This window comes from Rossellomorea aquimaris (assembly GCF_001877785.1).
GTDB lineage: Bacteria > Bacillota > Bacilli > Bacillales > Bacillaceae_B > Rossellomorea > Rossellomorea aquimaris_A.
Genome location: NZ_MINN01000085.1, coordinates 225,517 through 247,178, shown reverse-complemented (window position 1 = coordinate 247,178; position 21,662 = coordinate 225,517). Strand labels below are relative to the sequence as shown.

Annotated in this window: 25 protein-coding genes; 1 reads left to right on the top strand and 24 read right to left on the bottom strand. The window is 43.9% G+C overall.

Annotation, left to right across the window (positions count from 1 at the left end):
• Positions 1–22: 22 nt before the first annotated feature.
• From bshA to BHE18_RS11150, 5 genes are read right to left on the bottom strand one after another with little or no spacing between them, the layout of a single operon-like run.
• Positions 23–1,144, bottom strand: coding sequence for an N-acetyl-alpha-D-glucosaminyl L-malate synthase BshA (gene bshA / locus BHE18_RS11170; protein WP_071618643.1), 1,122 nt, complete (start codon positions 1,142–1,144; stop codon positions 23–25).
• Positions 1,145–1,146: 2 nt separating this feature from the next.
• Positions 1,147–1,851 (bottom strand): bacillithiol biosynthesis deacetylase BshB1, encoded by a 705-nt coding sequence (bshB1, locus tag BHE18_RS11165; RefSeq protein ID WP_071618642.1) that lies wholly within the window; start codon positions 1,849–1,851, stop codon positions 1,147–1,149.
• A 1-nt stretch (position 1,852) separates the two neighbouring features.
• Positions 1,853–2,260: a methylglyoxal synthase gene (mgsA, locus tag BHE18_RS11160; protein ID WP_071618641.1), complete on the bottom strand. Its 408-nt coding sequence runs from the start codon at positions 2,258–2,260 to the stop codon at positions 1,853–1,855.
• 13 nt (positions 2,261–2,273) lie between these two features.
• Positions 2,274–3,044, bottom strand: a complete 771-nt coding sequence (gene dapB, locus BHE18_RS11155; RefSeq protein ID WP_071618640.1) for a 4-hydroxy-tetrahydrodipicolinate reductase — start codon at positions 3,042–3,044, stop codon at positions 2,274–2,276.
• Complete coding sequence (locus BHE18_RS11150; protein ID WP_411159537.1) at positions 3,031–3,366, bottom strand: nucleotide pyrophosphohydrolase; 336 nt, start codon at positions 3,364–3,366, stop codon at positions 3,031–3,033. Before BHE18_RS11150 ends, dapB begins: the two co-directional genes overlap by 14 nt.
• Before the next feature lie 170 nt (positions 3,367–3,536).
• On the opposite strand from BHE18_RS11150, the gene BHE18_RS11145 reads away from it, so the two are divergent.
• The gene (locus BHE18_RS11145; RefSeq protein ID WP_071618639.1) at positions 3,537–4,406 is read left to right on the top strand and encodes a YitT family protein; all 870 of its coding nucleotides are present in this window, start codon (positions 3,537–3,539) and stop codon (positions 4,404–4,406) included.
• A gap of 51 nt (positions 4,407–4,457) precedes the next feature.
• Here the strand turns inward: BHE18_RS11145 and BHE18_RS11140 are convergent, their stop codons facing one another.
• The 19 genes from BHE18_RS11140 to hepT all read right to left on the bottom strand — a co-directional run bounded on the left by BHE18_RS11140 (position 4,458) and on the right by hepT (position 21,641).
• Positions 4,458–5,135, bottom strand: a complete 678-nt coding sequence (locus BHE18_RS11140) for a zinc metallopeptidase (RefSeq protein WP_071618638.1) — start codon at positions 5,133–5,135, stop codon at positions 4,458–4,460.
• Between the two features lie 56 nt (positions 5,136–5,191).
• A complete protein-coding gene (ypjB, locus tag BHE18_RS11135) occupies positions 5,192–5,980 on the bottom strand; it encodes a sporulation protein YpjB (RefSeq protein WP_141771857.1) in 789 nt (262 codons plus the stop codon).
• Between the two features lie 73 nt (positions 5,981–6,053).
• A complete protein-coding gene (locus BHE18_RS11130; protein WP_083573715.1) occupies positions 6,054–6,647 on the bottom strand; it encodes a DUF1405 domain-containing protein in 594 nt (197 codons plus the stop codon).
• Positions 6,648–6,715: 68 nt separating this feature from the next.
• Entirely contained in the window at positions 6,716–7,492 is a 777-nt protein-coding gene (locus tag BHE18_RS11125) for a menaquinol-cytochrome c reductase cytochrome b/c subunit (RefSeq protein ID WP_071618637.1), read from the bottom strand.
• Positions 7,493–7,546: 54 nt separating this feature from the next.
• Positions 7,547–8,221, bottom strand: a complete 675-nt coding sequence (qcrB, locus tag BHE18_RS11120) for a menaquinol-cytochrome c reductase cytochrome b subunit (protein WP_032087896.1) — start codon at positions 8,219–8,221, stop codon at positions 7,547–7,549.
• Between the two features lie 13 nt (positions 8,222–8,234).
• A complete protein-coding gene (locus BHE18_RS11115) occupies positions 8,235–8,744 on the bottom strand; it encodes a ubiquinol-cytochrome c reductase iron-sulfur subunit (protein ID WP_071618636.1) in 510 nt (169 codons plus the stop codon).
• Between the two features lie 142 nt (positions 8,745–8,886).
• Positions 8,887–9,348 (bottom strand): YpiF family protein, encoded by a 462-nt coding sequence (locus BHE18_RS11110; protein WP_071618635.1) that lies wholly within the window; start codon positions 9,346–9,348, stop codon positions 8,887–8,889.
• A gap of 143 nt (positions 9,349–9,491) precedes the next feature.
• Positions 9,492–10,040: a ReoY family proteolytic degradation factor gene (locus tag BHE18_RS11105; protein ID WP_071618634.1), complete on the bottom strand. Its 549-nt coding sequence runs from the start codon at positions 10,038–10,040 to the stop codon at positions 9,492–9,494.
• Between the two features lie 113 nt (positions 10,041–10,153).
• The gene (locus tag BHE18_RS11100; protein WP_071618633.1) at positions 10,154–11,413 is read right to left on the bottom strand and encodes a tetratricopeptide repeat protein; all 1,260 of its coding nucleotides are present in this window, start codon (positions 11,411–11,413) and stop codon (positions 10,154–10,156) included.
• Between the two features lie 56 nt (positions 11,414–11,469).
• Positions 11,470–12,369, bottom strand: a complete 900-nt coding sequence (locus tag BHE18_RS11095) for a hypothetical protein (protein ID WP_071618632.1) — start codon at positions 12,367–12,369, stop codon at positions 11,470–11,472.
• 103 nt (positions 12,370–12,472) lie between these two features.
• On the bottom strand, positions 12,473–13,759 hold the full coding sequence (gene aroA / locus BHE18_RS11090; RefSeq protein ID WP_071618631.1) for a 3-phosphoshikimate 1-carboxyvinyltransferase: 1,287 nt from the start codon (positions 13,757–13,759) through the stop codon (positions 12,473–12,475).
• An 11-nt stretch (positions 13,760–13,770) separates the two neighbouring features.
• Positions 13,771–14,874 (bottom strand): prephenate dehydrogenase, encoded by a 1,104-nt coding sequence (locus BHE18_RS11085; protein ID WP_071618630.1) that lies wholly within the window; start codon positions 14,872–14,874, stop codon positions 13,771–13,773.
• A gap of 92 nt (positions 14,875–14,966) precedes the next feature.
• The gene (gene hisC / locus BHE18_RS11080) at positions 14,967–16,067 is read right to left on the bottom strand and encodes a histidinol-phosphate transaminase (protein WP_071618629.1); all 1,101 of its coding nucleotides are present in this window, start codon (positions 16,065–16,067) and stop codon (positions 14,967–14,969) included.
• A gap of 36 nt (positions 16,068–16,103) precedes the next feature.
• Complete coding sequence (aroH, locus tag BHE18_RS11075) at positions 16,104–16,475, bottom strand: chorismate mutase (protein WP_071618628.1); 372 nt, start codon at positions 16,473–16,475, stop codon at positions 16,104–16,106.
• A gap of 24 nt (positions 16,476–16,499) precedes the next feature.
• Positions 16,500–17,603: a 3-dehydroquinate synthase gene (gene aroB / locus BHE18_RS11070; protein ID WP_071618627.1), complete on the bottom strand. Its 1,104-nt coding sequence runs from the start codon at positions 17,601–17,603 to the stop codon at positions 16,500–16,502.
• Between the two features lies 1 nt (position 17,604).
• Positions 17,605–18,777, bottom strand: a complete 1,173-nt coding sequence (aroC, locus tag BHE18_RS11065) for a chorismate synthase (protein ID WP_071618626.1) — start codon at positions 18,775–18,777, stop codon at positions 17,605–17,607.
• 227 nt (positions 18,778–19,004) lie between these two features.
• Complete coding sequence (locus BHE18_RS11060; RefSeq protein ID WP_071618625.1) at positions 19,005–19,778, bottom strand: CheR family methyltransferase; 774 nt, start codon at positions 19,776–19,778, stop codon at positions 19,005–19,007.
• A 351-nt stretch (positions 19,779–20,129) separates the two neighbouring features.
• Complete coding sequence (gene ndk, locus BHE18_RS11055; protein ID WP_071618624.1) at positions 20,130–20,576, bottom strand: nucleoside-diphosphate kinase; 447 nt, start codon at positions 20,574–20,576, stop codon at positions 20,130–20,132.
• A gap of 102 nt (positions 20,577–20,678) precedes the next feature.
• Positions 20,679–21,641 carry a heptaprenyl diphosphate synthase component II gene (hepT, locus tag BHE18_RS11050; RefSeq protein WP_071618623.1) on the bottom strand — a complete coding sequence of 321 codons (963 nt, stop codon included), beginning with the start codon at positions 21,639–21,641 and terminating at the stop codon, positions 20,679–20,681.
• Positions 21,642–21,662: the final 21 nt, after the last annotated feature.

Genomic DNA, 21,662 nt, shown 5'->3' with positions numbered 1-21,662 from the left:
CCTTCTTTTCTGTAAAGCGTATCTATACTAAGTCCCTGTATATCTGCTCGTATTGGCCGAGGATTTTCTTTGAGTGGAATTTTGTCCTTGCTGTCTCAAGCGCATTATCAGAAAGTGAACGGTGCAGGTCTTCATTACTCAAGAGGCCGATCGCTTTCGATGAAACTTCTTCAACATCTCCCACTTTACAGATATAACCGTTGAAACCTTCTTCAATCACTTCCGGTATCCCCCCGATATCCGTACCTATTGCCGGAACACCGCACGCCATTGCTTCAAGCGCGACGAGACCGAAACTCTCTTTCTCGGATAGAAGCAGCTTCAGGTCGCTGATTGAATAAAGTTCTTCAAGATTATCCTGTTTCCCCAGGAACAACACCCGGTCATTCAGACCTAATTCTTTCACCTGTCTGCATACGACAGTCATTTCCGGGCCATCGCCTACCAGCAGCAGTTTTGCCGGAATTTCTTTCTGGATAAGGTTGAAAGAGGCTACAACATCACTTACCCTTTTGACTCCCCGGAAATTAGATACGTGGATAATGACTTTTTCACCCTGGGCTATACCGTATTCTTTACGCAATTCACTTGAATCGACGGGCCTGTACACCCGTTCATCGATGAAATTATAGACCGTTTTAATCTCCTTATCAGGATGAATCAAATCATGCGTCTGGTCGACGAGTGCGTTCGAGACAGCCGTAACGACATCCGATTTTTCAATACCGAACCGAATGGCACCTGTCAATGACGGATCATAGCCGAGTACGGTTATATCCGTCCCATGGAGTGTCGTGACGATTTTAACGTCCCTGTCAGACATCTGTTTTCCCAATATGGCACATACTGCATGGGGAATCGCATAATGTACGTGCAGGATATCCAGGTTTTCACGCTTAATGATTTCAGCCATCTTATTGGCAAGCGCTATATCATATGGAGGGTATTGAAAGACTGAATACTGATTGACCTCAACCTGGTGAAAATATATATTATGGTACATCTTGTTGATCCTGAAAGGGATGCTGGAAGTGATGAAATGAATTTCATGGCCTTTTTCCGCGAGAAGCTTTCCGAGCTCCGTAGCCACTACTCCAGATCCCCCAACCGTAGGATAACATGTGATTCCAATTCTTAATTTCATACCTATTCTCCTATCAAGTCATGATGCAGTAGAAGTGTATTATAGGAGAAGAACCCTTCAGCATATCGGACTCCGGCATCCTTCCCCATCATTCTCTCCCTCGCTTCCACAGCTTCTATATAATTGTCGGTCAAGGGGGTGGCAACACCGTCTTTTCCCTCTGTGAATTGACTCTCGTAAGCACGCAGGCTTTGCAGCTTCGCTTCTATATGATTCTCGATATCAATGACAAAATGAGGCTTATGAAAACCGTTGATCATATAAAAATAAAGCTTGGCAGGTTTATGCACCGGGGTAGATGGATTATATTTTCGTATACCCGAAGAAAAATAAGCTTCCCTCACGAGCCTGGAAGCATTTCCATGATCGGGATGCCGGTCTTTCTCAAATGGTGCAAATAACGCTTTCGGTTTATATTTTCTGATGACCTCCACGACTTTTGATATATGTATATCGGTAAGAAGAATTCCCCTGTCAGGTATATCCAGTGTCACTCTTTCCATGACACCGAGATGCCCCGCGGCAGCCAGTGCTTCCTGTTTCCTTGTTGATACTGATCCGTTTGATGAAAGCTCTGCTTCAGTAAGATCGCATATGACGATTCTTTTGCCGGCTTCCGCATATTTAGCCAGTGTACCGCCCATGCCGATTTCAACATCATCGGCATGGGCACCAAAGGCAAGGATATCTACTTGTTCGTCTGCCAATCTAATCCTCCCTTTCCTTTTGGACGCCTCTCCACTCAATATCCCCTCTTTCAAGCCCTTTTACCAGTACTTCCGCTGTTCCCATGTTCGTCGCCAAAGGAACGGAATATACGTCGCACAATCTGATCAAGGCTGAAACATCAGGTTCGTGGGGCTGTGCTGTAAGTGGATCCCTGAAAAACAGGACAAGATCCATCTTGTCATTTGCAATATAAGATCCGATTTCCTGGTCTCCCCCGAGCGGACCCGACCGGAAACGATGGACTGATAATCCGGTTTCTTCCGATATTCTCTTCCCTGTCGTGCCGGTAGCAAAAAGCGAATGCTTCTCTATAATCGGTTTGTATGCTAAAACAAAACGGATCAAGTCATCCTTTTTTTTATCATGAGCAATCAAAGCGATATTCATTTGCTTCACCCCTTTACTCCAGAATATTTTCCAACCCATACACAAGTGTATCCAGCTTCATGACAATCTCGACGGATACTTTCACTCCCGACATGAAGCTTGCTCTGTTATATGAGTCATGACGTATGGTGAGTGTCTGCCCCTCTGCTCCGAACATCACCTGCTGATGGGCAATCAAACCCGGGAGTCTTACACTGTGGATATGCATTCCATCGATATCTGCTCCCCTTGCACCTCTTAAGGTTTCCTTCTCGTCAGGATGTCCCTGCACTTTCGCTTCTCGTACTTCCTTTATCATCTCTGCCGTTTTCACTGCTGTACCAGACGGCGCATCAAGTTTTTGATCATGATGAAGTTCGATGATTTCAATATCTCCGAAGTACTTTGCTGCCATTTGAGAAAACTTCATCATCAAGACTGCCCCGATGGCAAAATTCGGAGCGATGATGCATCCGAGTTTCTTTGATTCCGCTAACTGCGTCAACTCGATCAATTCATCCGGGGTGAAGCCTGTGGTTCCGACCACCGGCCTGACTCCATACTCCAGTGCGGTCTTTGTATGATGATAGCCTACTTCAGGTGTCGTTAAATCGATTAAAACGTGAGGTATATCCGATTCAAAACATTCTTTTATGTCTTTATAAACAGGAACGTCCAGGTTTGCTGCCCCTTTATGGTCTACCACACCGATCAAAGTAAAATGCTGCGTGTTTTGGACCAGTTCAACTGCCTCTTTTCCCATTCTGCCCCTTGGACCGGCAATGACCACATTAATTTGTTCCATTTTCGCCACCGCCTTCTTTTCTTGTCCAGCGATCTTTATCGCGGGTGTTAAACTTATTCATGACCCGATCATGAGCTTCCTCCAAGGAAATATCCAAAGAATTAGCAAGACAGATGAGGACAAATAATACATCTCCGAGCTCTTCTTCAACCGTTTTTTCCTTTTCTGTATGTTTCTTGGGCTTTTCACCATAATAATGGTTAATTTCTCGCGCAAGTTCCCCCATCTCTTCTGTTAATCTGGCCATCATTGCCAGGGGGCTGAAATAGCCTTCTTTGAACTGACTTATGTATTGATCAACTTCTTTTTGGAGCTGGATCATTGATTTTTCATTTGCCATATTAAAAGACACACTCCTTCATCATCTTTTATCATGTTAGCTAAATCTTATCACATTTACAAATTATTCGTTTAAAGGATTGCCACAATAATCCCCATCCTATATAATGTCTCTGTTATGAGACACTGCCCATCAAAGGAGGGACAACAAGGATGCTTGGTTTACGCTTTAAAAATGTATTTTTTATACTTTTGGGTGCAGCAATCTTCGCTTTCGGGCTCGTTCATTTCAATATGCAGAATGAACTTGCAGAAGGCGGATTCACCGGGATTACTTTGATTCTTTATTTCTTATTTCATATCGATCCTTCTTATTCTAACCTTGCACTGAATATTCCCCTGTTCTTTTTAGGCTGGAAGCTGCTCGGAAGAAAAGCCTTTTATTATACGGTTCTGGGAACGGTAAGTTTATCTGTATTCTTATGGATTTTCCAGCGGTATCAGATGGAAATACACCTCGAGGATGACTTATTTCTCGTCGCTCTGTTTGCCGGTGTCTTCATAGGAATCGGACTCGGAATCATATTCAGATATGGCGGCACCACAGGCGGAGTTGATATAATCGCCAGAGTGGTTCATAAATATGTCGGGTGGAGCATGGGGAAAACGATGTTCATGTTTGATGCAGTGGTCATCATTGCTTCCCTCATCACGTATCTGGATTACAGGCAGGCAATGTACACACTTGTTGCAGTATTCGTCGCTGCCAAGGTGATCGATTTCATGCAGGAAGGCGCTTACTCTGCACGCGGGGCGATGATCATCTCCGACCACCATGAGGAAATCGCTGCTGTGATCAATGAAAAGATGGACCGCGGCGTCACTGTTTTAAGGGGTCACGGTTCTTTCACAAAACAAGAACGGGAAGTCCTTTATTGCGTGGTGGGGAAAAATGAAATTGTCCGATTGAAAAATATCATTACGGCCGTGGATCCTCATGCTTTTGTATCCGTTACGGTTGTTCATGACGTACTCGGTGAGGGATTTACGCTGGATGCTGATAAGAATCCCCTGCACGACTGATAAGCACATCAAAAAAGCCAGGCATCAGCCTGGCTTTTTTTATAGGGGTGATTAATCTTCACCTTGCATTCCAGTGAAAATCAATACGAGCCTTAACAATTCGATTACCGCTACAGCGGCCGCTGCCACATAGGTCATTGCAGCTGCGTTCAATACTTTCTTGGCATGCCGTTCTTCTTCATTGCGGATCAGTCCGAGTGAAACGATCTGATTCATCGCCCGGGAAGATGCATTGAATTCAACAGGCAGGGTGATTAATTGAAAGACCACACCTGCAGCCATCAGGATGATGCCGAGAAGGAACATCCCGGTCATTTGAGTGAACATACCAATCAGCAGGAAGATCCATGACATGTTCGAACCGATATTGGCAACAGGCACCAGTGCATGACGGAAACGAAGAAAAGCATAGCTTTCAGCGTCCTGGATGGCATGCCCCACTTCATGGGCTGCAACAGCAGCGCCCGCAACCGAATGACCATGATAATTATCAGGTGATAATGCGACCGTTTTGGTCACAGGATTATAGTGGTCACTGAGGAACCCCCTGCCTTCCACTACTTTCACATCGAACAGACCATTTTCATCGAGTATCTTCCTGGCCATTTCCCTTCCTGTCATCCCCGATGTCGTAGCGACTCTCGAGTACTTTTTAAATGTACTTTTCACACGCAACTGCGCCCATATAGGAATGAGGGCAATGAGTAAGAAGTATACAAGAAAACCCATTACGAAAACCTCCAGATGTTCATATACCTAGATTTTATAGTGCGATATCAGCTATGTCAATTTTTTTGCCGCTCTGATTCACGTGAGTCCCTTTGACCTTTATATTTTCTCCAACCTACATAAGATAATGTAGAAACAATGATGCTTCCTGTTGAAATAATCACCCACCACAGAGAAGGATCGGCTTCATCTTCTTTTTTATTTTCAAACAGGTGCTCAAGATCCGTCTGAAGATTCGTCAATTCTGCAGTCGCTTCCGTGCTTTCCAGGATTTTCTGCCGGTAATGGTCAAGGTACGTAATCCTCGCATCCAGTGCCTGTGCCTGCTCGACAGGTATATCAAGCTTAATGCTTGGCTGGATGATATTATATTTGGCAAGGAACATATTCAGTTCCGAATGATATTGTTCGCTGTTCCCATTCTCTGCAGCTGTCTTCACGCCTTTGAATGCTTCCATGATTGGATCTTCCATTTCCACCCATAACGGCTGATAGTGGCTGGATAACGCATCCATGACCAGTCTGAACTTTGTTACAGCATTTACTTTTTGTTCAATCCCGGCATCCGCCTGGTTGATCGCCTCTAATGCCAGATTATGTGAAATCGTCAATATCCTTAACTCATCCATTGAAAATGATTGATGCATGCTTCCGGCGGCAAACTCTTCTGAGAAATAATTCAGAAGATGCTTTGCTTCTTCATATTTTCCTGCCTTAGTCAATTGAAGTGCCTGGTCGGCTATGTCATCGAGTTCATTCACCGGAGACGGAGCGTGATCTGCCAGAGATGGCTGCGGTATTGAAAAAAATAAAAATATGATAAATAGTGCTTTCATATGTTTCATACTTGTCCCCCCTAAAACTACTATTAAAGTGTATGAACGGGTGGACAAGAGTAGACCAAAAAACAATCAAATCTCAGGGGTTGATACTTAGACGGGGTGTCTTTTGGGTGAAATACCAGGCAAGCAGGATAGAAATGATACTTAACCAGAAAGTGAAGTACCCTATGTTCTGAATATAAAGGAATAATTTTGAATATACAGGGAATTGCATGTATACATAATCAATAATGTCATTATGTAAAGTCCAAAGAGCTCCGACCGCCAAATGCCAAATTTTCACCCGATAAAATGATGAGTACAGGATTCCCTGGACCGCCATGGCTCCGTGTGAAGCCATCAGCATGTACCCTTCCCATGGAAGCTCCCCGCTCACCCAAAGTGTAAGCAAGTTCATTACGACCGCCCAAACTCCATATTTAAATAATGTGACGATGGCAAGCACTTCAAAGATCGGCCAATTTTTTTTCATTAAAAATGCTGCAAGTACAAAACAGAAAAAGAGACTTGCAGTAGGGCTGTCAGGTACAAAGATCATGAACTGTTCAGGAGTATTTCTTAACTGTGCCATGTACCATATGTATCCGTAAATGGTGCCAAGCAAATTGATAATTAAAAGCATCCATAAAAATGTTTTGTCCCGCAGTATGGGATAAAGCCAGGAAATCATTTTGCTTCTCCTCTCTCAATTTCCATAGTAGAAAAAAAGAGCCAACGACTGCTGGCTCTTTTTAAAAACTATTCTGCTTTCAGACCGGAAATGAATTCAGCCAGTTTATCCAGCTCTTCATCCGTTCCTTTGAATAAACCAGCCGGCATGCCAGGCGGTTTACCGTTTTTGGCAATATCTTTAATCTCTTCAGGCTTTAATCCAGTACCCACCAGTGAAGGTGCAGCAGCACCGCCAGTCATGTTTTCACCATGACAAGTGATACAGCTGTTTTTCTCATCAGAGTAGATTTTATAGCCTTCAGATTCCTTATCGATTTCAGCTTCAGCTACGATCTTACCTTGTTCTTTAGCTGCTTCCCAGTCATGGGTAGCGACAGATTCCCAAGTAAGGAAATACGTAGCGGCAAGGGCCAAAATCATAAATCCGGTAGCAAATGGACGTTTTACAGGACGGCGTTCAGGTCCTCTGTCAATGAATGGCGCAAGAAGAAGTGCACCAAAAGCAATACCGGGAATGACGAATGCTCCGATTACATTATAAGGTCCGGATGCATATGTGTACTTAAGTAATTGGTATAAGAATAAGAAATACCAGTCAGGTAATGGAATATACCCAGTATCAGTCGGATCGGCAATACGTTCCAGCGGCGACGGATGCGCGATCGTCAAGCATAGGTAACCGATCAGGAAAACTGCCCCTACAAGCCATTCTTTCAATAAGAAGTTTGGCCAGAAAGCTTCTGTTTTCCCAGGGAACTCCGAATAATCTTTAGGAATATTCGGTTTCTTGTTTACAGGCACACGAGAATCACCTACAAACTTCATCCCTTTTCCTCGATGCATAGTGTCCCCCTCCTTTTTAAATAGGTTTTTCAGGTTTTTTTATTCAATCGAATCTTATAGCGGTCCAGAAATACCTTGCTTACGGATCATCAGGAAGTGGGCTCCCATCAATCCGAGTAAAGCTGCAGGCAGGAAGAAAACGTGAATGGCGAAGAAACGAGTCAGTGTCTGTGCACCGACGATGTGGGCATCTCCGGCCAGAAGCATCTTCACCTGATCTCCAATGAATGGTGTGGCACCGGCGATCTCAAGACCTACCTTAGTCGCAAATAGCGCTTTCATATCCCACGGCAATAAATAACCTGTGAAACCAAGGCCTAGCATTACGAAGAAGATAAGCACTCCAACAACCCAGTTTAATTCACGAGGTTTCTTGTACGCACCTTGGAAGAATACTCGCAGTGTATGTAAGAACATCATTACGATAACCAAGCTTGCTCCCCAGTGGTGCATCCCGCGGACGATCTGTCCGAAGGCTACTTCATTTTGCAGATAATAAACAGATTCCCAAGCGTTTTTGATATCAGGTACATAGTACATTGTCAGGAACATACCTGAAAGGATCTGTATCACGGTAACGAAGAATGTGAGTCCGCCAAAACAGTAAACAAACGCCGAAAAATGGTGCGCAGGGTTTACGTGTTCAGGAACTTCGTGATCCGCGATATCCCGCCACAAAGGCGTAATGTCCAAACGCTCGTCAACCCAATCATAGATTTTGTTCAGCACAGATTACGCCCCCTTACTTAACATATTTATTTGGTTCAGGTTGTCCAAGGTATAAAATACCGTCTTTTTCTTTTGTCGGATATGTATCCAACGGTGCCGTGGGTGGTGTACCAGGTATATTCTTACCATTTTTCTCATACAGACCACCGTGGCAAGGGCAATAGAACTTTTCTGGATTACTCTTGTCTCCACCCCAGTTGACCGTACAGCCAAGATGCTTACATACCGGTGAAAGAGCAACGATTTTTCCTTCCTTGTTCTTATAGACCCAAGCAGTCTGAGTTACTTCTGATGTGTACCACGCATCTTTCTGTTCATAAGAATAGTCGACACGAACAGGCTCATTTGTTAATTCTGACACTTTTTGTTTCGTCGCTATGAAGTCTCCGGCCGCTTCTGTCTTCAATACTGGATCTACAGCGAATCGAACCATCGGCATTAGCATTCCGGCAGCCATGAAACCGCCTACACCCGTAAGTGTATAGTTAAGGAATTGACGTCTAGATACACGTTGCTTGCTCATCCTTTTCCCCCCTCTATCGCGTAAGGTAAGTCCATCGGACATATTTCGCACAAATATAAAACTAGGACATAACTATGATATATTAAAGTTATTACAAGGTCAATAACTCAATAAACTAAAAGATGGATACAATGTGAAGTTTTTATGAATTTTTCTGCCATTTTTGTACAATAACATTCAGCAGTTGTTTCACTTGATCTTCCATGATCGAGTGTTTATACTGTTCGTCCAGATGTTCGAGCGGGATCGACGGAACCCATATCAGTTGGTCATTGAACTGCTGTTCGGATTTTTTCCAATTGCTGTCTGACGTAAGAAAGAAAACATGTTTTACCCCGCTGTCTTTCAGGCGTCTCCCCCATTCCTCGAGCTCCCCTGCCTTTTCTTCAGAGCTGCCCAGCAAATAAGTGAATGCCGGAGTCATGATCATGCGCCCCTTGAATTGTCTTTCCAGATGAAACGTCAATAAGGAAATAAATTCAGACTGTGCAGCAGAAGTTTTGATTTCCCTGGAAAAATCAATCGGGACAATAGGAATCACAGCGGTATCGATGTATTCTTTCTCAGTTTCAAAGACTTCAATATCTTTAACATTCCAATTCATTAAGTTCCCTCACTTTTCTATTCCTTCATACCTCCCATCATATCATTTTGTGTGCCTTCAATAAAAGGAAATTTCACTTATTCTGTAGTATGTACAAAATTATGGCAGGTATGACCCCAAAGAAAAAAGAATGAAGGAAACCCTCATTCTTTTTTCACAAGATTATTCAGTTCCTCCGTCAATGCATTGAACTTTTCCTTATCCCCGCTGTCCAACGCGGAATCGATTGCTTGAAGCAGCCGGTTTTTTTGAAATGAATGGAGACTTTCTTCCAGGAATTGTTCTGCCAGCAGCCGGTCTTTTTCATTGATCAGCAGATACTTCGGCATGAACGGGTTTTCTTCAAGTACCGCTGCAAATTGATAACTTGAATTCGCCTTACTGAAATTCAATTGAATATAAATATCTTCATCTTTATTTAAACGGATATCATGAAATGATTTTTCAGCATCTGTCGTCATGATGTTTTCCTTGTAGAATCGGAAAGGTACATCCTCCACGCAATGGGTCGACATGACCAGGCCTCGGGGACAGTATTGCGACTCTTCTACAAAATGGACTTTCTTCATTAATTGATCGTGGCTCATCAAATAATTCAATATCCAGACGCATTCTCTTCTTTTCAATTGATAACGATTTAAAAACCAGCGGATAAATTCTTTCTTCTCGTTGACAGAAACAGGGGTGGTCATTGGTTTCCCTCCTCTGCGAAATCCAGATTAAATTAAGGTCCGTGTACCGGGTAAAATCAAAAAGTGTGAATGAATGCACTTACCGACAGCTTTCTGTGTCACTTCGATGATTATCATTCTTGCAGTCTTGCGATGAGATCCTGCCATTCGTCATTAGAAGGATCCATATCCAGGAGTCTATTATATATTTCGACTGCTTCCTTCCTGAGTCCTTCCTCCATAAGGAATTGCCCGTATTCAATAAGGAAGTCTTCATGATTCTTAAAATAAGTATATGCAGCCCGGTATTGTTTTAATGCATCATTATATTGTTCAAGCCCTTCGTTTGCCTTTGCAAGATCCCAAGCCAGCTGTGGTTCTTCCTCACCCTCGGCGGCCAGCATCGCAGCAATTTCAAGCACATCATCGAAGCGGTCCTGGGTGAAGAATAACTTATTAATAAGCAGTGCCGCTTCCAAATACCCCGGGTCGAGCGCCAGTGCATTCCTCAGGTAAGCTTCTGCTTGTTCATCCAAACCAAGCTTAAGGGATATTTTTCCGCCGAACAAACTCAATTCTTTATTAAATTCGTCCTGTTTGATCCCTTCCCTTATCGTCTCCAGGCTTTTCTCAAGCTCTTCTTCATGCTCATAAGCTTTTGCAAGGAGCAAATATACCGAGTGATAATCAGGATCCAGCTCCTTGACAGATACAAGCTTTTCAATGGCCGTTTCATAGTATCCGGCCTGATACGCAGTAAATGCAAAACCGAAAAGCGTATTGATTTCCAAATGCTCTTCTATGGCTTTTTCATAATGGCCAAGGGCTTCTTCAAAGGAGCCTCCCACACTATAGGCCTCGGCAAGCCGCTGGTGAATATACGTTCCGCCGATTTCGGTGATCCCTTTTTCAACAAGCTGGGTGTAGTATCGGATCGCTTCCAGGAATCTGCCTGTTTCTGCATATAATTCAGCTAACCCGAATAGTATGACAGGTTCATCCGGCAGAAGTACTTTGGCTTGAAGAAGCTTCTGTTCACTTACTTCGAATAAACCCTGCATCTGATACAAATCAGCCATCAGTAACAGTGCACGGGGATAAGAACTGTCATCTTCTTCTATATGGGATAATAGCTCGATCGCATCTTCCTCACTGTCCATTTCGACCAGGACTTCAGCCAATTCGATGATCAGTTCGCCCTCCCCCGGATAATACAAGAGTAAATTTTCATAAAGCTCCTTTGCTTCATTCAAAAACCCCAGATGATGAAGCTCTTCAGCCAAGCTGAATTTCTCTTCGTGACTTCCAAACTTCAGGGTTTCATTAAAGTGACTTTTTGCATCTTCTAAATTACCTTCTTCCAAAGAAGTTAACATTTTTTCACTATGAGACATATTTATTTCCTTTCTATCATGCTAAGTTAGTACAGTCAGTTCGTTACATAAGCCTGTCAGGTAAAGAAACCCGGTGTCTGGATTTTGAGTTCTTTTCCCGCACCAGGATGGAAGCAGCTTTGTCCATTTAAATAGTGATACTTCCCTCTATTCATTGTACATTTTAAAACGTGACTTTCATAATGAAACAGACTATCGTCTAGTGACTCTTCCGTTTCTTTTTTCATATAGAGGTTATAACTTATTTCTCCACCAGGGAGAAAATTTCCTCTATGTGGATACATACCAATTTTTTTCAATTGTGATAAAGGAAGCGGGACTTTCTGCTTCATTTCTTCAGAAATATGGGGGATATTCTCGGAAGTCATCGTTTTTTGCCATATTCTAAGATGCTTCATCTTTTGCTTTTTGTCCAGTTTTGTCGTAAAAAAAGGGACAAAAGTAATGCGATAATCATAGAGCAATCCTTTAATCCACCCCCATTTGACAGAACTGAATGCATCCAAGTCATCCAGTACCATCCATATGACAGGCACTCTATTACGCTTACAGAGACGGATCACACCCGGTGTGATCAAATGGGCGGGAGCAAGAAGACCGATGGTGTAATCAATGGGGCTGCTAAGCAGGGTTGTTTTTCTCTCCTCCAGCTTTTTCAAAAATTCAAATTCATAGGTAATGGAAAAGGAGGTAAGGATCGTTGTACAGCCTTTTGAAATAAAATGACTTAAAAAATATGTTTTGAATGAGGGAAAATCAAAATCTGCAGGGAGGCAGGTGTCACATATCACATGAGACGGCGTCATAATGAAAGGTGAGATATTCATACGTATGTGATTGTAATATAAAAAGCTGTTACGGATTGCGGCTATCCTGTTATCTTCCACCAGCAAAGAAATCCTGAGGTTCGTTTCATCGGTGGCATATTGGGCATCTTCAATGATATATTTACTCATCTCTTCACCTTCCTTTATAGACAAGCTATGTAAAAAGGTGAGTGGAAATGACTCACTGACATAAGTTTAAGGAAGAAGAACAAGTCTTCTTCCTTACATGTAATTAATGGATTAACTTATCAAGATGATCAAAGAAGGCAGGATAAGATATGTTGATTGCTTCTGCATTCTCCAAAAATACCGGTGATTCGGTTATTAATGAGGCTACCGCCAACGTCATTCCGATGCGGTGGTCACCCCAGGAATCAACTTCTGCGCCACGGAGAGATGTCTTTCCTTTGATGATCATCCCGTCCTCCGTAGCTTCGATATCCGCGCCAAGTTTCTTCAGCTCCTGTACGACAGCATCGATTCTGTTCGTTTCTTTCACTTTCAGCTCTTCTGCATCTTTGATGACAGTCGTCCCCTGCGCCTGGGTTGCCAAGAGTGCAATGACAGGGATTTCATCGATCAAAGCAGGAATTAATTCACCGCCGATTTCTGTACCTTGGAGTTCTGAGTATTCGACCATGATATCCCCGATTCTTTCGCCCGATCCTGGGTTTTCAGTTATTTCCATTTTGGCACCCATCTTTCGCATAACCTCGATGATGCCTGTTCTGGTCTCATTCAAACCCGTATTTTTTAAAACCACCCTGCTGCCGCGTACGATGGCAGCTGCAGACATAAAGAAGGCAGCGCTGGAAATATCACCGGGCACATAGACATTTGCCGCTTTCAGCTGCTGTCCTCCGCGTACTTTGATAATATCTCCTTCTCTGTCTATTTCTCCCCCAAATTCTATGATCATCTTTTCAGTATGATCCCTTGTTCTCTCGGGTTCGATGACTTCTGTCACCCCATCTGCCTGAAGCCCTGCCAGCAGGATGGCGGACTTCACCTGCGCACTTGCCACGGGCAGTGTGTATCTGATTGCTTTCAAACTTCCTCCACGGATGGATAAAGGCGTGAAATTACCTTCTTCCCTCCCGTCGATCTTCGTTCCGAAAAGCTTCAGGGGATCGGTCACCCTTCTCATGGGACGCTTAGCGATCGATTCGTCGCCGAGCATGACGGAATGGAACGGTCTTCCTGCGAGAAGTCCCATCATCAGCCGGGTAGTGGTTCCCGAATTACCGGTATCGAGTACGTCAGAAGGCTCTGTTAAAGAGTCCCAGCCCTTTCCTTGAACGAGCACTTCGTCTTCCTCTATATCAATCTTCACTCCCAATCTGCGGAAACAGGAAATTGTGCTTAAGCAATCTTCCCCCATTAAAAAGTTATGGATCCTAGTTTCCCCTTCTGCGACAGAACCGAACATGACAGCCCGGTGGGAAATGGATTTATCCCCGGGTACTTGAAGTTCACCTTTGAGAGGTTGTGAAGGTTTAGTTAATTTACGTTTGTCCATAATGAGCCTCCTTAATCGATAAACAAATCGTATGCAGTTTTTTCTTTCAGGCAAACCACAGCACGTTCACGGTCTTCTATGGTTTGGAAGCTGATGACCAAAACCCCGTAGATGTCTTCCCTTGTTTCAAGGATCCGGATGTTGGTCAGACTGATTTTTTCCTCGGCTAAATAGGCAGTCACTTCAGAAATGATCCCCGGGTAATCCGGGACGTCTATATACAGATCATAGAAGGCAGGAATGGCACCTTTGGATAGAACCGGAAGCTCATCCCGGAATACCTTTGCCTCGTTAAAATAGTGAAATAATTTTTCCGCATCCCTTTCTTCAATCATATGGATGACTTCTTCCATTTCTATTTTCCACTTTTCCAAAATGTCCTTCAAGACCTGACTATTCTGCAAAGTGATGTCTTTCCACATCACAGGGTTTGAAGACGCGATTCTGGTGATATCCCGGAATCCGCCTGCAGCAAGCCTTCTTAAATAAGGGTGTTCCTCAGAAGAATCCTTCGCCTGATGCACAAGTGATGCAGCAATTATATGCGGAAAGTGACTGATCATCCCTGTCAGTTCATCATGCTCTTTCGGAGGGACGATAAGGAATTTTGCACGTGTGCCGCTCAGCCAGCTCTCAAGGCTTTTCATCTCACGCTCCCCCGCACTATCGGATGGGGTGAACATATAAAAGGCATTCTCAAACAGGATTTTCTTGGATGCACTCACTCCGCTCTTATGAGATCCCGCCATCGGGTGACCACCAATGAAGGTAATCCCCTTTTCACTCAGCGGGCGTGCTGCCTTCATGATTTGTCCCTTTGTACTTCCCGTATCGGTAATGATGACACCCTGTTTAAGGTCCGTATTATGTAAGATCTTCATTATTTTTTCCGTTTGGGTCACCGGTGTCGAGATGATGATAAGATCCGCTTTCTCAGCACCCTGCTCAAGTGACTGCACCATTTCATCGATGACACCGAGTGTGTTTGCAAGTCTCAATTCTTTATGATTCACATCATATCCAATGATTGATGCATGGGGATGTTCTTCTTTTATGCACAGGGCAAGCGACCCGCCGATAAGCCCCATCCCCACAATTAATACATTGCCTTCCATTCCCATTCTCTCCCTTTATCCTGAATCAAACTTTGGAAAAAAAGCCGGACAGGTCAATCGTGCTGACCCTCCGGCTGGAGTCCATTCAATTATCAGGATTGTTTTCTAACCGCAAGAAACTCTTTCATCAGTGAGATTAATTCTTCGTTCTGTTCACGGGAACCGACTGTTATCCGGACGCATTCCGGATAACCCAAAGCCCCGCCTGAACGGACAATGTATCCCTTGCTCATCAAGTATTGAAAAACTTCATCGCCGCTGAGTCCGAAATCAATCAGAATAAAATTCGCCTGGGATTTCATATATTTCAGTCCGATGCTTTCACAAAACTCATAAAATTGCTTGAGCCCTTCCCGGTTCTTCTCTCTGCATTTCTCAATGAATGCCTGGTCATCCATGGCAGCTGCTGCCGCACCCTGCCCGAGGGAGTTATTATTGAAAGGCTCTCTGACCGGCTCCAGTTTCCTGATCACGTCTTTGTTTCCAACCCCGTAGCCGACCCTGAACCCTGCCAGCCCGTATGCCTTTGAAAAAGTCCTCGTCACAACTAGTTGAGGATAAGAGTCTATGAGGCTGACCGAATCATGATAATCCGCTGCAGTGACATATTCATAGTACGCTTCATCCAAAACGACCAGGACATCCGAGGGAACCCTTTCAAGGAAATGGAGAAGCTCTTCATTACGGATGTATTCTCCCGTGGGATTATTCGGTGAACACAACCATACGACTGCAGTGGTCGCATCAATGCTGTCGAGCATTTTGGATAGTTGGTGTCTTCCATTTTCGTCAAGAGGGACTTCCCTTACCTCGGCCCCTTCGACAATCGCATTATGTTTATATTGCGGAAACGTTGGCGTCGCCATTACCGTGCTCTTCGAAGGATCCAAGAGAGCCCTTGAAATAATCTGAATCACTTCATCAGAACCATTCCCAAAGATGATCTGTCCGGGATCCACTGATAAATGGCCGGCAACTTTCATGCGTAATTGTTTGGCATACCCATCAGGGTAGATGGAATGGGATGAAACTTGTGCAGAGATGAACTCCTTTATTTCAGGGGAGCAGCCGTAAGGATTTTCATTCGATGCGAGCTTCACCACTTTTTCAAGTTTGAATTGCTCTTTTACGTCTTCCATCGTTTTCCCGGGCTGATATGCTTTTAGATTGTGCAGCTGTGATTTCCATTGCATATACAAAACTTCCTTTCAATCCACTGTCAGGTAATCTTATTCCTTACTCAACAAGTCCGGCCTTAAAGAAACAGCCTTTTTTAAATAAATATGCTTTATATCTTTTTGAGAACATGAAGTATTATAGTGAATCATGACTCTGATGCAGTATTTCAGACCTCCGGGAACATCCAATTCCTGCATGCACATCACCGGTACATACTTCCAGTCTTCGAATTCCCTCAATGCCCTGGCAGGAAATGCCTCCGTAATATCTGCTGTAGTCGATATGAAGACGGATGCCACCATACCAGGGTCGATTCTATTGTTAGCGATCATTTCATCCAGCAGCTCGTGAGTTGAAAGGAGAATTTCCTTTTCGCTATTCTCCTCAACGGTTGTTGCTCCCCGGATTCCCCTCATCACCATTCTCACTCTCCCTTTTATCCTTTTCTATTTTTCACATGCCCAATTTTTTACGCCGCGGATAAATGTATCTGCAGCTGTCAGGCCCTCTTCAGGCACAGTCACCAGGACCGGCTCACCTATTTCTTTTAACAATACAAAAACCGGCATGCCGTCTTTTGATTTTTTATCTTTTTTCATCTTATTCAAAAGTTGGGTGAATGTAATATGATCAGGGATTGTCAAATCATAGCCGATCGAGATGATCCAATTGACGAATTCCTTAAGATCGAAGGACAGGCTGCAATATTTTTCACTTAGGTATAGTGCATAAATCATCCCGATCATGACCGATTCCCCATGAGTCCGATTTCCATATCCGCTGGCACTTTCCACAGCGTGTCCATACGTATGTCCGAAATTCAGGAATGCTCTTATCCCCTGTTCTCTTTCGTCCTGGGAAACAATATCCGCCTTGACTTTAATTCCTTTGAGAAGACATTGCAGTATATACTCTTCCCGCAGCTCACTCACCGATGTAAAATTCGAATATAGTTCCCTGAGGAAATCTGCATCTGACAAGAAGGCGTGTTTGATCACTTCAGCGTAACCCGACCGCACTTCTTCGGCAGGCAGGCTCTTGAAATAATCCAAATCAAAGAATACACCATCGGGCTGGTAAAACTGACCGACCATATTTTTTCCCAATGGATGATTGATTGCCACTTTCCCGCCAACCGAACTATCGTGAGCCAGTATTGTAGTTGGTACGCTTATAAACGGGATACCCCTCATGAAAGTGGCTGCTGTGAATCCTGCAAAATCACCGATTGCACCGCCGCCAAATGCAACGACAAGAGCCTTCCTGTCCACATGATTCCGGAGGCCGTGTGAAATGGCTTCTTCGTATACTTTGAAGCTTTTAGCCTGTTCGCCGGATGGTGCCTCATAGACAGTCACCGGAAATACCCGCTCCAGCTCACTGGCAAATTGTTTTCCATATAGAGAATAGACGTCAATGTCAGCAATGATCCAGATGGTTGAAACTCCCGGATAGTTGGCGGAAATAAAATCGATGATATTCTGTGTCATTGCCTTTCCAAAAAGGACATCATAAGACTTGGAAGGGGTTTTCACTGTGAGCCTTTCCATTTTAAAATTCCTTCGATTCTTTTCTAAGATTCTCAACATCCCTTTGAAGCTTTTCAAACTGATCACTGTTGAACTGGTCTGCAATGGCTTCTGCAAGTTCCCATGCCACTACCGCTTCTGCAACGACACTGGCTGCAGGGACGGCACAGCTGTCGGATCGTTCGATACTTGCTTTAAACGGTTCTTTCGTATCAATATCCACGCTTTGCAGCGGTTTATAGAGGGTTGGGATGGGTTTCATCACCCCTTTGATATGGATCGGCATCCCGGTTGTCATCCCGCCTTCAAATCCGCCCAGGCGGTTCGTCCTCCTGTAGTAGCCTTTTTCCTCGCTCCACAGGATCTCATCATGAACTTCACTTCCCGGTTTTCTCGCCATTTCAAATCCGAGCCCGAATTCAACTCCTTTGAATGCATTGATGCTCATGATGGCACGGGCCAGCTTTGCATCCAGCTTTCGATCGTAATGAACATAACTTCCTACACCTTGCGGCATGCCCTCTACGATCACTTCAACAACTCCCCCGATGGAGTCCCCGTTTTTCTTTGCTTCATCTATCAAATTCATCATTTTGTCAGCCGCTTCACTGTCCAGGCAGCGGACAGGCGATTCTTCAGATCTTTCTTTTAAATCATTTATGGAATCGTATTTAACGTTTTCTGCTTTTATACCGCCTATTTCCAGAACATGTCCAACTACTTCGATACCAAGGAGGTTCAATAACTTTTTCGCCACGGATCCGGCAGCTACCCGCACAGTCGTTTCCCTGGCAGAAGATCTTTCCAGAACGTTCCTGAGATCACGGTGTCCATATTTCATTCCTCCAACCAGGTCGGCATGGCCGGGTCTCGGACGTGAAATTTTTCTTTTCACTTCTTCTTCTTCACCCGGGGACAGCGGTTCAATCCCCATTACCTTCGTCCAATGAGTCCAGTCCTTATTCTCGACTACCAGTCCCAAAGGGGATCCAAGTGTATACCCGTGTCTTACACCACCGACGATTGAAACGCGGTCTTTCTCTATCTGCATTCTCCGTCCGCGTCCATATCCTTTCTGCCTTCTTGCCAGATCTTCGTTGATGTCCTCCGCTTCCAGCGGCATCCCGGCAGGCAAGCCTTCGATGATTGTTGTCAATTGCGGTCCATGAGATTCTCCTGATGTTAAATATCTCATAACACTTTCCCCCTTCAACTCGTTAAAGAATTATGTACCAATATAACATAAGTTCAATATTCATTCCTAGTACTATGTTTAAAAAATTTGAACATTTCATCCTTTGCCCGCACTCAGAAATTCCCTCTCGCTTTCCAATCAGCAAGTTCAGAGTCAAACAAAAAAGAACGATGAAATAAGAAGCTGCCTGCATTGCTGCAGTAGGCCTTTGTTTCATCGTTCATTAATCAGACTTTTTTATAAAAAAAAGTATCTTCCGATTGAAAGCCGTATTGCCCGGGATTGAAAATCTGCTCGGTACTCCCTACAAAAAAAACACCTTCTTTATTCAGTGAAGCGTTGAACTTTTTATAGAGAATGTCTTTCGCTTCTTCAGTGAAATAAATCATTACATTCCTGCACACAATCAAATCAAAATCTGTATCAAAAGGATCGGCCAGCAGGTTTTGTTTTTTGAAGGTGACGGCCTGCTTAATCCGGTCATCCACCTTGTAAAGAGAGCCTTCATCAGTAAAATATTTTTGTCTGATCTCAGGAGGCACTTCAGCCAGCGAGCGTTCGGGATAAATGGCGTGCCCGGCCCGCTGGAGGGCATTCCCGTCAAGATCCGTCGCCAGGATGTCAAGGCTTGCAAGCGGCAGGTGCTTAGACAGAAGCATTGCCAGTGTATAGGGTTCTTCCCCGGTGGAACAAGCAGCACTCCATACTTTCAATGTCCGTTTACCTTTAATAAGCCTGGGCAGGATATTGGATTCGAGAACTTCCCATCTCTTATAATTACGATAGAATTCCGATACATTGATCGTCATCCTGTCGAGAAATTCCGCCATCTGCTTTTCATCCGAACTGATTACCTTATAGTAATCGTGAAAGCTCGAGTAACCCTTTTTTTCATAGAGAGCAGTCAGTCTCCTTTTCATTTGGGCTTCTTTATAAAGAGACAGATCAATTGAGGTCTTTCTTTTTATTGCCTGAACAAAATCTCGATAATCATTTACCATATTCCCATTCACTCTTTCTGCAGCTAAACTGAATACTCTAGTATGACCGCTGTTGATTTCCGTGCAAGACTCGCTTTCCGCGGGCGGCCGGTAAGCCTCCAACCAGATTCCTAGGGATTAACTGTCCAGCCACACGCCTCTCTTCAAAGCCCTTTCGCTTTTCTAATAGGAGTCTTCCTCTTGCACTCCAATCAACAGCTGGAACATGCATTACACAAAATGTCTTTGACAGAGCTAACATACTGGTATATTAGATATATCGAACTAATATATAAATTATTTATATTTTTAACAGAATAAAAAAAGACAAGCCATAGTGACTTGTCTTTTTATCGTTTTACAAAACGAGGATCAGTAGATCCATTCGTTCATTAGTTTGCTGTATTCTACAAGCTCTTCTTCTTTGAAGAATAAGCCGATTTCTCTGACTGCGCTTTCAGGAGAATCCGAACCGTGGATGATGTTCTTTCCAACTGTAAGGCCGAAGTCGCCGCGGATTGTTCCTGTAGCTGCATCCTTGGGGTTTGTAGCACCCATCATCCCGCGTGCTGTTGAAATGACATTTTCACCCTGCCATACCATTGCAAATACCGGACCGGAAGTGATGAAGTCCACAAGTTCTCCAAAGAAAGGTCTTTCTTTGTGCTCACCGTAGTGTTGTTCTGCAAGCTCGGATGACACACTCATCAGCTTCGCACCGGCTAATTGAAAGCCCTTTTTTTCAAAACGTGATACGATATCACCGATTAACCCTCTTTGTACGCCGTCAGGCTTTACCATTAAAAACGTTTTTTCCATCTTCCCCACTCCTAATTATGTATGTATAGTCTGTCCGAGGACATCCCACGAAAATATTAACACTGTTCAGGGGTTTTGGCAACGTTTCCATTTTAAATTTTCTCAATATTTTCTTTTGCCGATAAAGTTTGCAACATTCTTAAGTGTCTTCTTGGCCCGGTTCTGAGGCAGCTGGTCTAAATCTTCCAGCGCCTTATCAAGGTACATTCTGCTGACACGGTGGGAGCGTTCAATTGCATCCGAAGCAAGAATGGCAGCGATCACTTCCTTCATTTCTTCAGCAGGAGTTTCTTGAGAGACACGTTCTATGTCCGCCCTGAGGGAAGGATCTTCCATGGCGTACAGAATCGGAAGGGTGATATTCCCCTGCCATAAATCACTGCCGGCTGGTTTTCCCAGTTCTTCCTCGCTCGCAGTTAAATCCAGGATGTCATCTGTAATTTGATAGCTCATCCCAACATTATATCCAAAGCGGAATAATCTTCTATGTACTTCTTCTGGGGCACCGGATGCAATGGCACCCAATTGACAGCTGACTGCAATCAATAAGGCGGTCTTCCGTTTTATCCTCAGTAAATAATCCCTCAGATTCTGATCGCAGCGGTATTTATCTTTTATCTGTGCTATTTCACCTTTACACAGCTCCACAATGGTATGAGAAAGGATTTGATGTGCTTCAGGATTTTTTATATGAGTCATATATTCCAGACCGCGTGCAAAAATATAATCCCCTGTATACATGGCGATCCTGTTATCCCACTGTGATTTTATCGTCGGCTTTCCTCTCCGGAGCTCTGCGTCATCGATTACATCATCATGAACAAGTGAAGCCATGTGAATCAGCTCCAGTGCAACGGCCGCATTTTTCACTGAGTCGATATCGTACTCGCCGAACTTTGCTGAAAGCAGTACAAAAACGGGCCGGATCCGTTTACCACCCGCCTGCAAAAGATGAAGGGATGCTTGATTCAAAAGTCGGGAATCCGATTCGATTGCAGTTTCAAGTTCCTTTTCAATCTGATCTATGTCTGTTTTTAGAAAGGAATATATCCTGTTTAGCTTCATAGTTAATCCACCCAGTTTACT